This window comes from Pantoea sp. X-Soil-OKNW-713 (genome assembly GCF_059730685.1).
The window spans coordinates 2,942,955-2,955,411 of the sequence record NZ_AP035995.1 but is presented as its reverse complement, the minus strand read 5'-3'; the positions used below and the strand labels follow the sequence as shown (position 1 = coordinate 2,955,411).

12 protein-coding genes are annotated in these 12,457 nt (G+C 53.4%); 4 read left to right on the top strand and 8 right to left on the bottom strand.

The features are described 5' to 3' along the window. Positions 1–4: 4 nt before the first annotated feature. The 4 genes from AC6I8R_RS13870 to AC6I8R_RS13855 form a co-directional block, all read right to left on the bottom strand. Positions 5–1,702 carry an NAD-dependent malic enzyme gene (locus AC6I8R_RS13870; protein ID WP_415174035.1) on the bottom strand — a complete coding sequence of 566 codons (1,698 nt, stop codon included), beginning with the start codon at positions 1,700–1,702 and terminating at the stop codon, positions 5–7. A 157-nt stretch (positions 1,703–1,859) separates the two neighbouring features. Continuing rightward, positions 1,860–2,759 (bottom strand): cytidine deaminase, encoded by a 900-nt coding sequence (gene cdd, locus AC6I8R_RS13865; protein WP_415174034.1) that lies wholly within the window; start codon positions 2,757–2,759, stop codon positions 1,860–1,862. Positions 2,760–2,878: 119 nt separating this feature from the next. Next, positions 2,879–3,571 carry a CidB/LrgB family autolysis modulator gene (locus AC6I8R_RS13860; protein ID WP_415174033.1) on the bottom strand — a complete coding sequence of 231 codons (693 nt, stop codon included), beginning with the start codon at positions 3,569–3,571 and terminating at the stop codon, positions 2,879–2,881. After that, entirely contained in the window at positions 3,564–3,956 is a 393-nt protein-coding gene (locus AC6I8R_RS13855) for a CidA/LrgA family protein (RefSeq protein ID WP_021184987.1), read from the bottom strand. Before AC6I8R_RS13855 ends, AC6I8R_RS13860 begins: the two co-directional genes overlap by 8 nt. 151 nt (positions 3,957–4,107) lie before the next feature. Between AC6I8R_RS13855 and AC6I8R_RS13850 the strand changes: the two genes are divergently transcribed. After that, entirely contained in the window at positions 4,108–4,461 is a 354-nt protein-coding gene (locus AC6I8R_RS13850) for an endonuclease domain-containing protein (RefSeq protein WP_021184986.1), read from the top strand. A 176-nt stretch (positions 4,462–4,637) separates the two neighbouring features. On the opposite strand, the gene metG is transcribed toward AC6I8R_RS13850, so the two are convergent. Continuing rightward, a complete protein-coding gene (gene metG, locus AC6I8R_RS13845) occupies positions 4,638–6,671 on the bottom strand; it encodes a methionine--tRNA ligase (protein ID WP_036627651.1) in 2,034 nt (677 codons plus the stop codon). 153 nt (positions 6,672–6,824) lie between these two features. On the opposite strand from metG, the gene apbC reads away from it, so the two are divergent. Further along, positions 6,825–7,937 carry an iron-sulfur cluster carrier protein ApbC gene (apbC, locus tag AC6I8R_RS13840; protein WP_021186012.1) on the top strand — a complete coding sequence of 371 codons (1,113 nt, stop codon included), beginning with the start codon at positions 6,825–6,827 and terminating at the stop codon, positions 7,935–7,937. Positions 7,938–7,941: 4 nt separating this feature from the next. Here apbC and AC6I8R_RS13835 read toward each other — a convergent pair whose 3' ends face one another. Then, the gene (locus AC6I8R_RS13835) at positions 7,942–8,385 is read right to left on the bottom strand and encodes a GNAT family N-acetyltransferase (protein ID WP_497832478.1); all 444 of its coding nucleotides are present in this window, start codon (positions 8,383–8,385) and stop codon (positions 7,942–7,944) included. 225 nt (positions 8,386–8,610) lie between these two features. Here AC6I8R_RS13835 and ahpC point away from each other — a divergent pair, with 225 nt between their 5' ends. Next, positions 8,611–9,174 carry an alkyl hydroperoxide reductase subunit C gene (gene ahpC / locus AC6I8R_RS13830; RefSeq protein ID WP_013509781.1) on the top strand — a complete coding sequence of 188 codons (564 nt, stop codon included), beginning with the start codon at positions 8,611–8,613 and terminating at the stop codon, positions 9,172–9,174. 78 nt (positions 9,175–9,252) lie between these two features. Further along, entirely contained in the window at positions 9,253–10,821 is a 1,569-nt protein-coding gene (ahpF, locus tag AC6I8R_RS13825; protein WP_497832477.1) for an alkyl hydroperoxide reductase subunit F, read from the top strand. Positions 10,822–10,933: 112 nt separating this feature from the next. On the opposite strand, the gene AC6I8R_RS13820 is transcribed toward ahpF, so the two are convergent. Beyond that, the gene (locus tag AC6I8R_RS13820) at positions 10,934–11,893 is read right to left on the bottom strand and encodes an AEC family transporter (RefSeq protein WP_021186009.1); all 960 of its coding nucleotides are present in this window, start codon (positions 11,891–11,893) and stop codon (positions 10,934–10,936) included. Positions 11,894–11,979: 86 nt separating this feature from the next. Continuing rightward, positions 11,980–12,183: a hypothetical protein gene (locus AC6I8R_RS13815; protein WP_021186008.1), complete on the bottom strand. Its 204-nt coding sequence runs from the start codon at positions 12,181–12,183 to the stop codon at positions 11,980–11,982. Positions 12,184–12,457 lie beyond the last annotated feature (274 nt).

Genomic DNA, 12,457 nt, shown 5'->3' with positions numbered 1-12,457 from the left:
AGCATCAGATTGAAGTACGACGATAGTGACGGTACTGCGGCAGCCAGAAGTTATTATTGACGGCTTGTGACAGGACATCTTCTGAGGTCACCACCGCGACACCTGCCAGTTGCGCGGCTTTGCCCACTTCCATCGCAATCACTTTCGATACGCCCTGGATATCCTTGATCTCCGGCAGCACCGGACCTTCACCATCATTCACCAGCGGTGAACAATCAGCCAAAGCGCGGCTGGCGGTCATCAGCATCGAATCGGTGACGCGCGAAGCACCAGCGGCAATCACACCCAGACCGATACCGGGGAAGATATAGGAGTTGTTGCACTGGGCAATCGGATAAGTTTTACCTTTCCAGTTCACCGGTGCAAACGGACTGCCAGTTGCCACCAGTGCGGCTCCGTCGGTCCAGGCGATAATATCTGCCGGAGTTGCTTCAACGCGCGAGGTCGGATTGGACAACGGCATCACAATCGGGCGTTTGCAGTGTTTGTTCATCTCACGAATGATCTCTTCGGTGAACAGACCTGGTTGTCCGGAAACACCAATCAGGATATCCGGTTTGGCGTTGCGTACCACATCCAGCAGAGAGATCGAATCACTGGTGATATCCCAGCTCTTCAGATTGTCGCTCTTCTGCACCAGACGGCTCTGGAAATCGAGCAGATTTGGCAATTTGTCGGTCAGCAGACCAAAGCGATCCACCATCAGGACACGAGAGCGTGCTTCATCATCGCTCAGACCTTCCGACTTCATTTGCGCGATAATTTGTTCGGCGATACCACAGCCAGCAGAACCGGCACCCAGGAACACCACTTTTTGTTCGCACAGGCGGCTGCCTGCGGCACGGCTGGCGGCGATCAACGTACCCACGGTCACCGCGGCGGTGCCCTGAATATCATCGTTGAAGCAGCAGATTTCATCACGATAACGTTCCAGCAGCGGCATGGCGTTTTTCTGGGCGAAGTCTTCAAATTGCAGCAGCACTTTCGGCCAGCGGCGTTTAACGGCCTGGATAAAATCATTAACGAAGGCTTCGTACTCTTCGCCAGAAATACGCGGATGACGCCAGCCCATGTACAGCGGGTCATTCAACAATTGCTGGTTATTGGTACCCACATCCAGCACTACCGGCAGGGTATACGCCGGGCTGATGCCACCACAGGCGGTATACAGCGAAAGTTTACCAATCGGGATCCCCATGCCGCCGATGCCGAGGTCACCGAGGCCGAGAATACGTTCACCATCCGTGACCACAATCACCTTCACGTTCTGTTTGGTGGCGTTTTGCAGCATGTCTTCGATGCGGTCGCGATTGTTATAGGAAATAAACACACCGCGTGCGCGACGATAAATCTCGGAGAAGTGTTCACAGGCGGCACCGACCGTCGGGGTGTAGATGATCGGCATCATCTCTTCCAGATGATTGTCCAGCAGTCGGTAGAAGAGGGTTTCGTTGGTGTCCTGGATATTACGCAGATAGACGTGCTTGTCGTTATTGTTCTTAAAATCCTGGAATTGACGCCAGGCACGCTCTGCCTGTTCTTCAATGGTTTCAACCGCTTCGGGCAGCAGGCCATTAAGATTGAATTCATTACGTTCTTCGAGAGAGAAGGCGCTGCCTTTGTTCAACAGCGGAAATTCCAGCAGGATCGGACCCGCGTAAGGAATATACAGCGGACGTTTACTTTCGTACTCGAGTTCCATGCAATGTTTGCTCCGGTTGCAGTGTTTTCTGGCGTGTCGCCGGGAAAGGTAACGCCAGCCTTTCTTATTGTGAAGTGATTTCTGGCGCCCGATCCTATGAAATTTCCTGCGGATGTACAGCTTTTGTTAATAAAAGGTCACAAAAGCGGTAAAAGGATCACTTAACTGCGATGGCTGACAAGGTTTCTGTTGCAAACGCATGACAACCCAGCGCCGCAAGTGTCGCGCGCGTGGCATCTCGCTGGCTGAGGGTTGCGGTCTGACACTCCGCCAGTACCGCCTGCTGAATGCCATCCAGGGCTTCGTTATGCATATTCATCAGAATCAATGCTGCCTGTAGCGGTGGCAGGCTGGGATTAAACGCGGCATTTTCGGCGTAGCGTCCGGTAAAAATCTGCCCGCTGCGGCTGCGAAGCGCCACGCCGCTGTAGCTCTGACTGTAGGGTGCATGGCTTTGATTGGCGGCTTCGATGGCGGCCTGTTGCAGTGTATCGCCCTGCAAAGCAAAACCATGATCAACCGGGGTGAGCAAACGTTCGGCAATATTCAAATCTGCCGGGCCAAAGGCATCGGGCAGATAATCGCCAAGGGTGCGGATTGCCCGTCCCGGCAGGCTGACGCGAATTGCGGTGCCACTGTTCAGTTCATTCATAAACTGGCGGCAGTGTCCGCAAGGTGTGTAGTTGACGGTGATGGTTTCCAGCCGGGCTTCACCACGCAGCCAGGCATGGGTGATAGCGCTTTGCTCAGCATGTACTGTCTGCTGCAATGGGGCGTTGCGGAACTCCATATTGGCACCAAAATACCAGTTGCCACTGATGCCGCGCGCGATCGCGCCCACGTTAAAGTTCGACACCGGGGCAATCGCGCAGGATGCCGCCAATGGCAACAGCGCGAGAGCGAGGGCATCTGCATCCAGACCGGTAGCCTGCTGTAGCTGTGTCACTTCATTGGCATGCAGCACGCCATGAAAATCGGCCGCGTCCAGCAAGGGTTGCAACGCCTGTTGCAGACTGAGCGGCAGGGCAGAGAAAGCGGAAGTGAATCTTGGATGCATGATGGCCTCGTTACCTCGTCAGCGGCGGCACGCCGCCAGAAGGTTTATATGTGATCTATATCTCTCTGACAATGTAAGACGATTTGCGCGTTTCAACTTTGAGAGATCTCTCGCAAGTTTCATCCCAGCCAGTGCATCAGGACCGGGTAGAGAAACGGTGCCAGTAACGACGTAATAATGCCGCAAATCACCAACGCCAGAGAGCTGAATGCCCCTTCCTGATAATCAATTTCCGCCGCTCGCGCAGTACCCAACGCATGCGAAGCATTGCCAATGGCTAGTCCCCGCGATGCTTTGCTTTTTACCTGTAACAGATTCAGCAGCATATGACCGAACACGGCACCCAGCACCCCAGCAATCAGCACGCAGATGGCGCTGATGGCGGGAATACCATGCAGCGAGCCGGACACGGCCATCGCGATCGGCGTGGTGACGGATTTCGGCATAATGGTGGCGGCGATCTCCGGGGTCGCTCCCAGCCATAACGCAATGGCGGTGCCGGAAATCATGGCGGTCAGGCTGCCAATAAAACAGACGCTGATAATGGTTTTCCAGCGCGCGCGGATTTGATGCATCTGCTCATACAACGGCAGGGCCAGTGCAACCACGGCAGGTTGTAATAATTGATTCAGCAGCGCACTGCCCGCGAAGTAACGCGCATAAGGCATATGGGTGATCAACAAAATTGGAATCACAATCGCCATCGCCACCAGCAGCGGATTAATGATGGAGATATTGATTTTCGCGGCCAGCTTGCGTGCCAGGAAATAAGCGGCGAGGGTGAGGGGTAATGACCACCAGATGTCACTCATCGTTCGATTCCTTCATCACTTTTGGCCGTTGCATCCGTTCAGCGCTCAGGCTCACCACCACCAACACCAGAAAGGTACTGACCAGGCAGGAAACCACAATCGGACCGAATTGGGCGGTAAGGATGTCGGTATAGCCCATCACGCCAACACTGATCGGCACAAACAGCAACGCCATGTAGCGGATCATCAAATGGCAGCCAGGCTTGACCCAATCAACCGGCAGAATTTGCAGTGCCAGCAAGGCAAACAACAGCAACATACCGATGATGCTACCGGGAATAGTGATCGGGAGAAGGGCGGCAATGCCGATTCCGGCATAAAGAGCAGCGTAAATAATGACAAAGGCACGTAAATAGCGCCAGCAGACAGACAGCACGGTGGGCATGACAGGCTCCTGTTTTCTCAGGACTTCATCATACGCATTAAGCGCATAGCGTGCCAGAGATCACATTGCGAGACAGATTCCGGGTTTGGCGGCATTTCCAGACAGGCCCGGTAAAAAAGCATAGTCTGGCGGCGTTCATAAGGAGGTGAGAATGAAAAGAGCGATTCTGCTGCGACGTGAGCTTCGCAAGAATATGACTGAGGCGGAACTTCGGTTATGGCGTTTTTTGCGTGACCGGAATTTATGCGGGGTAAAATTCCGTCGGCAATACGCAATCGGACGTTACATTGTCGACTTTGCCTGTATCGAGCGTTTACTGGTTATCGAGCTTGATGGTGGTCAGCACGCTGAACAATCGACGTTGCACTACGATGAAGTCAGGACAGCCTATTTGCATCGTTGCGGATGGCGGGTGATTCGCTTCTGGAATAATCAGGTGTTTTGCGAATTAGATGCGGTGGTGGAGGAGATTTATCGGCAACTTAATTGGTCACCCTCACCCTAACCCTCTCCCGCAAGCGGGAGAGGGGACGGATCGAGCAAGAACACCCATCTGCCTCCTCCCGCAAGCAGGAGAGGGCCGCACACACATCTCCCTCTCCCGCAAGCAGGAAAGGGCCGCACACACATCTCCCTCTCCCGCTTGCGGGAGAGGGCCGGGGTGAGGGTAACAGCAGCGTATTATTTTACCGGCATCCCAGGTTGCGCGCCGCTATCCACCGACAACACAAACAGGTCTTTTCCACCCGGTCCGGCTGACAGCACCATGCCTTCCGAGATACCAAAACGCATCTTACGCGGTGCCAGGTTGGCAACGATGATGGTCATCTTGCCGACCAATACAGACGGATCCGGATAGGCAGCACGGATACCCGAGAAGATCTGACGTTTTTCGCCGCCGAGATCCAGCTCCAGACGCAGCAATTTATCCGAACCCTCCACCAGCTCAGCTTTCTCGATCAGCGCCACGCGCATATCGACTTTAGCGAAATCATCAATGGTGATGGCATCGCCAATCGGCGCGTCAGCTAAAGGTCCGGTAACAGCCGGTTTGTTGGCCGCGGCAGCATCTTCTTTTGATGCTTCAACCAGGGCGTCCACTTTAGCCATCTCAATGCGGCCATACAGCGCTTTGAACGGTGCCACGTTGTGATCCAACAGCGGTTGCTGAATGGCATCCCAGCTCAATTCGCTTTGCAGGAAGGCTTCTGCACGCGCGCTGAGCGACGGCAGTACCGGCTTCAGCCAGGTCATCAGTACGCGGAACAGGTTGATACCCATTGAACAGATGGCTTGCAGGTCAGCGTCACGGCCTTCCTGTTTCGCCACCACCCACGGTGCCTGCTCATCTACATAACGGTTGGCGAGATCCGCCAGCGCCATGATTTCACGGATTGCGCGGTTGTATTCACGGCTGGCCCAGGCTTCGCCGATCTTCTCTGAAGCATCGATAAAGGTCTGATACAACGCAGGGTCCGCCAGCTCAGCCGACAGTTTGCCGCCAAAGCGTTTGGTCAGGAAGCCCGCGTTACGTGACGCCAGGTTCACCACTTTGTTGACGATGTCTGCGTTGACGCGCTGGACGAAGTCTTCCAGATTCAGATCGATATCATCAATGCGTGAAGAGAGCTTCGCCGCGTAGTAGTAACGCAGGCTGTCGGCATCCAGGTGCTGCAACCAGGTGCTGGCCTTGATGAAGGTGCCGCGTGATTTCGACATCTTCGCGCCGTTTACCGTCACATAGCCGTGTACAAACAGGTTAGTCGGCTTACGGTATTGGCTGCCTTCCAGCATCGCTGGCCAGAACAGGCTGTGGAAATAAACGATATCTTTGCCGATAAAGTGATACAGCTCGGTAGTGGAATCTTGTTTCCAGAATTCGTCAAAATCGATATTGCCGCGTTTGTCGCACAGGTTCTTAAAGGAACCCATATAGCCGATAGGCGCATCAAGCCATACGTAGAAATATTTGCCCGGAGCATCAGGGATTTCGAAGCCGAAATACGGGGCATCACGCGAGATGTCCCACTGTTGCAGGCCAGACTCGAACCACTCCTGCATCTTGTTCGCCACTTGCTCCTGCAACGCGCCAGAACGGGTCCATGCCTGAAGCATTTCACTGAAAGACGGCAGGTCGAAGAAGAAGTGTTCGGAATCACGCATCACCGGTGTCGCACCAGAGACGACGGATTTTGGCTCGATCAATTCCGTCGGGCTGTAGGTCGCGCCACAGACTTCACAGTTGTCACCATACTGATCCGGCGATTTACATTTCGGGCAGGTACCTTTGACGAAACGGTCAGGCAGGAACATGCCTTTTTCCGGGTCGAACAGTTGAGAGATGGTGCGATTTTTAATAAAGCCGTTCTCTTTCAGACGGCGATAAATCAGCTCCGACAGCTGGCGGTTCTCATCGCCGTGCGTCGAGTGATAGTTGTCATAGCTGATGTCGAAGCCGGCGAAATCTGTCTCGTGTTCCTGCTTCATCTCAGCAATCATCTGCTCAGGCGCGATACCGAGCTGCTGGGCTTTCAGCATGATCGGTGTGCCGTGCGCATCATCAGCGCAGATGAAGTAAACCTGATTGCCACGCATTCGCTGGTAACGCACCCAAATGTCTGCCTGGATATGCTCGAGCATGTGGCCGAGATGGATTGAACCGTTCGCGTATGGCAGCGCGCACGTTACCAGAATTTTTTTAGCGACTTGAGTCATAGTTTGCGTAGCTTTCTGTAAATGAAAAATCGGGCTTAAGATGTTAACCGAAGCACTCTCTGGGGACAACCACGGTCACATTTAGCGCCTATCTGATATTATTGAAAACACATCGCTGAAATTCAGCGTCAGAATAAAGAGTAAGGAGCGGGGATGACTTCACTATCCCGGGAACAATATTCACCCGAGGCCCTACGTGCCGTGGTGATGGGCGTGCTGAGTGGCTTTGAACACCCGACACTGCAACACAATCTGACCACCCTGAAAGCGTTGCGCCATGTGGCGTTACTGGATGGCAAACTGCATCTTGAACTGGTGATGCCTTTCGCCTGGGCCAGTGCGTTTGAAGAGTTGAAAGCACAGACCAGTGGCGAGCTGCTGCGACTGACGCAGAGCGATGCCATTGACTGGCGGCTACGGCACGATATCGCCACGCTGAAGCGGGTGAAAAATCATCCCGGAGCCACCGGAGTGAAAAATATCATCGCCGTGAGTTCAGGCAAGGGCGGCGTCGGTAAATCGAGTACCGCGGTGAATATGGCGCTGGCATTGGCGGCGGAAGGCGCGCGCGTCGGCATCCTTGATGCGGATATTTACGGTCCGTCGATCCCGAATATGCTCGGCACCGAAAACCAACGACCGACCTCGCCAGATGGCACCCATATGGCACCGATTATGGCGCACGGGCTGGCGACTAACTCGATTGGTTATCTGGTGACGGATGACAACGCGATGGTGTGGCGTGGCCCTATGGCCAGCAAGGCACTGATGCAGTTGCTGAATGAAACCCTGTGGCCGGATCTTGATTATCTGGTGCTGGATATGCCGCCCGGCACTGGCGATATCCAGCTGACGCTGGCGCAGAATGTGCCCGTCACGGGTGCGCTGGTGGTCACTACGCCCCAGGACATTGCGTTAATTGATGCACGCAAAGGGATTGTGATGTTCGAGAAGGTCAACGTGCCGGTACTTGGCGTGGTGGAGAACATGAGCATTCATATTTGTAGCGAATGCGGTCATCATGAGCCGATCTTTGGCACTGGCGGGGCACAAAAGCTGGCGCAGGATTACAACACCCGTCTGCTGGCCCAATTGCCTTTGCATATTAATCTGCGTGAGGATCTGGATGATGGCGAGCCGACGGTGATCCGCCGTCCCGATAGCGAGTTTACCGCGTTGTATCGCCAACTGGCGGGCCGTGTCGCCGCGCAGCTTTACTGGCAGGGGGAAGTAATCCCTGGTGATATCGCCTTCCGCGCGGTTTAAGGGTTCAGGTTCCGCTGGTGCGTGTCGCCAGCGGATAGTGCATCAACAGATATTTCCCCTGATCGCTTTCACCTTGCGCCACCTTTTGCCAGCCATGTTGCAGATAAAAGCGTTGCGCCGGCACATTCAGCAGCAAACATTTTAACGCGCCGGTGCCGGTAAAACGTGCCTGCACGGCTTTCAGCAATGCACTGCCAACGCCCTGGCCCTGAAAAGCCGGGTCAACATACAGGCTGTGCAGGAAATTATCATTATCCAGCACCCCGGCAAACCCGGCGCGATGTCCGTCCATCTCGGCCACCAGCACCGTCTCACCGAGGATCACCCGGTCAAAATCTTCCAACTGCCAGTCATCCCCCTTGAGCCAGGTCCAGTTGCAACGGCGTGCGGCGAGGAACAACGTGCGCAGAAAAGGGCGATCAGCTTCCTGAAAAAATCGGATTTGCACAGATAAACTCCAGCAGGCGGTTAACTCAAAAGTAGCAGCGATGCGGCAAAAAGATAAACCACGTTAAATCAGGGTGATTTCTGTGTAGAATGCCGCGGCAGGCCGCACCCCTCGGGCCTTACCGCGTTTGATAGCTTTTGTTTATCCAATTGATAACGGCTGCATATTAGATGTTGGCCCGAAAATTATGTAACCTGCATCACATCTTTTAACGGAGGTCACCCGATGTCTATCATTAACACCAAAATTAAACCGTTCAAAAACGCAGCATTCAAAAACGGCGAATTTATCGACGTAACCGAGAAAGACGTTGAGGGTAAATGGAGTGTTTTCTTCTTCTACCCAGCTGACTTTACCTTCGTTTGCCCGACCGAACTGGGCGACGTGGCTGATCATCACGAAGAATTCCAGAAACTGGGCGTAGATATCTACTCTGTTTCTACCGACACCCACTTTACCCACAAAGCCTGGCACGGTTCTTCTGAAACCATCGCGAAAATCAAATACGCGATGATCGGTGACCCGACTGGTGCGCTGACCCGTAACTTCGAAATCATGCGTGAAGCAGAAGGTCTGGCAGATCGTGGTACCTTCATCGTTGACCCGGAAGGCATCATCCAGGCTATCGAAATCACCGCAGAAGGCATTGGCCGTGACGCATCTGACCTGCTGCGTAAAGTGAAAGCGGCTCAGTATGTTGCTTCTCACCCAGGTGAAGTTTGCCCGGCTAAATGGCAGGAAGGTGACGCAACTCTGGCTCCATCACTGGACCTGGTTGGCAAAATCTAAGCAACCTCCCAGCTCTTCGATTTTTCTCCAATCGGGTGCTACGGCACCCGATTTTTCGACCAGCAACAGGAACTTATTATGCTCGACACCAATTTAAAAACCCAACTCAAGGCTTACCTTGAGAAATTAACGAAACCGGTTGAGTTAATTGCCACACTGGATGATGGCGCCAAATCCTCAGAGATTCGGACCCTGCTGGCAGATATCGCGAGCCTGTCTGACAAAGTCAGCTTCCGCGAAGAGAACGATCGCCCGGTACGTAAACCTTCGTTCCTGATTACTAACCCTGGCAGCCAGAGCGGCCCGCGTTTTGCTGGTTCGCCGATGGGCCACGAATTTACTTCACTGGTGCTGGCACTGCTGCAAACCGGTGGACATCCTTCTAAAGAAGCACAAAGCCTGCTGGATCAGGCCGCTGCGTTGGAAGGCGAGTTCCATTTCGAAACCTATTATTCCCTGTCTTGCCACAACTGCCCGGATGTGGTGCAGGCGCTGAACCTGATGGCGATCCTGAACCCGAACGTCAGCCACACCGCGATTGACGGTGGCATGTTCCAGAATGAAATCACCGACCGTAACGTGATGGGCGTACCGGCGGTGTTCCTGAACGGTAAAGAGTTCGGCCAGGGCCGCATGAGCCTGGCAGAGATCGTCGGCAAAGTGGATACCAACGCTGAAAAACGCGCGGCGGAAGAGCTGAACAAACGTGATGCCTATGAAGTGCTGATCGTAGGCAGCGGCCCGGCGGGTGCAGCGGCAGCCATTTACTCCGCACGTAAAGGTATCCGCACTGGCCTGATGGGCGAGCGTTTTGGTGGTCAGGTACTGGATACCGTCGACATCGAGAACTACATTTCAGTGCCGAAAACCGAAGGCGCGAAGCTGGCCGGTTCACTGCGCGCACACGTTGATGATTACGATGTGGATGTTATTGACACCCAGAGCGCGATCAAACTGATCCCTGCCGCCAAAGAGGGTGGCCTGCATGCGATTGAAACGGCATCTGGCGCAGTGCTGAAATCACGCAGCATTATCCTGGCGACCGGGGCTCGCTGGCGTAACATGGGCGTGCCGGGTGAAGAAGAGTATCGCACCAAAGGCGTGACCTATTGCCCGCACTGTGACGGCCCACTGTTCAAAGGCAAACGTACGGCAGTCATCGGCGGAGGTAACTCTGGCGTTGAAGCGGCGATTGACCTCGCAGGTATCGTTGAACATGTGACGCTGCTGGAATTCGCCAGTGAAATGCGTGCCGACAAGGTGTTGCAGGATAAACTGCGCAGCCTGAAAAACGTGGATGTGATCCTGAACGCGCAAACCACTGAAGTGAAAGGTGACGGCAGCAAAGTGACCGGTCTGTCTTATATTGACCGCAACGCCCAGACCAGCCATGAAATTGCACTCAGCGGTATTTTTGTCCAGATCGGCCTGCTGCCAAATACCACCTGGCTGGAAGGTGCGGTGGAGCGCAACCGCATGGGTGAAATTATTATTGATGCCAAATGCGAAACCAGCCTGAAAGGCGTATTCGCTGCGGGCGACTGCACCACGGTGCCGTACAAACAGATCATCATTGCCAGCGGTGAAGGGGCGAAAGCGTCACTGAGCGCCTTTGACTATCTGATCCGTACCAAACCGGCTGAATAAGTTTTCTTGCGATAGCCACGCAACCGCCCTGCAACCTGTGTTGCGGGGCTTTTTTTTGTGAAAATTTCCCCGATATATCGCGCTGTTACGCAGCATTACGCGAGGTGGCAACTTAATAACCGGCCAGCGTCATCAGCATCATCCACACTGGGGTCGTCACTGCGGCAAATAGCGTTGAAAACAACATACTGGCTGCTGCCGGACCGGTCAGTACCTGAAACTTCTGTGACATCAGATAAACATTGACCCCGACCGCCATCGAACCGAGTAAAACCACCACTTTACTTTCCAACGCCGGGAGATCGGTCAGCCATGCGATCGCCCAGATACACATCGGCTGCACAATCAGTTTCAACAGGCAGATGCTGTAACTCTCCTTCAGGCCATCACGTACCCGGTAATGGGCCAGACTCATGCCAAGTGTCACCAGCGACAGCGGTGCTGCGATGGTGCCGAGCATGTCAATTGGTTGGGCGGCAATCAGAGGCAGCGGTCGTTGCAGGAAACTCCATGCCGTGCCGCTCAGGATGCCGATAATTAACGGATTCTTCAGCACGCTGATCACCGTTCGGCCAAGACCCTGAAGTGAGAAGCTGCCGTGTTTTGACCACTCCACCGAAACCGTGAGTAATGTCCAGAGGATCAGGCTGTTGAATACCAGCACTAGCGCCACCGAGGGCAACGCCTGCTCCCCGAGTAGCACGGTGGCAATCGGAATACCCAGCATCACGTTATTGGAAAAAATACCGCCCAGAGCAAACACCGACCCGGCGATGCTTTCCAACTGAAACACTTTTGCTGCGATGATGCGCCCGACAATAAACACCAGCAAACAGCTACCAAAAAATGCCAGCAGCAGACGGAAATCCACGGGTGGGCTTTTGTAAAAGTCACTCATTACATCAAACAGCATGCAGGGCAGGGCAACGTTGAAAACAAACCGATTCATCCCTTCGCTGATGCTGGCCGGCCATTTGCCAATACGGGTCAGACAGTAGCCAAGAAAAATAAGGATAAATAATGGGGCCGAGAGGTAGATCTGATGACTCAATGTTGTAAGCAAATCAGGCATAGCTGCAATATTGGCAAGAGGTCAATGCTTGCAGGGTAACATGCCAGCCAAGGGCTGCAACATACAATCCGCTGATATTAAGACGATTATCCTAACCAACGACGCGCTTCGGCATCGCTGATATCACGATAATAAACGCGATGAATGCGTTCGCCACACCTTTTGCAATGAGCCTGAACATGCGTGGAGTGATAGTGGCGGCCGCCTGGTGAAACTGCGCCTTTACGTGAAATCGTGATGTTGCGCCATTTGTGTGCGTGCGGAATAAAACTGAATAATTTTAATTTCATTGTGTTTACCGGAATTATGAGCTTTTAGTCCGGAATGAAATTAGGCCGTTTTTTTCCTGGTGGCGGCTTGATATTAATCAAGTTGCAGTGATGTCGGTCTCATTTTGATATTATTTCTTATTTGCAGATAAAAATACCCCGCTGGGGATGATGGTTTTATTTTAATTATTTTGATCTTTGTTATTTATTTAATTTCATTCACGTAACTCTTATTGGTTATTTAATGCGTCGCCTCTATTTTGATTGATTTAGCGTTGGCAGGAAAATTTGCGCT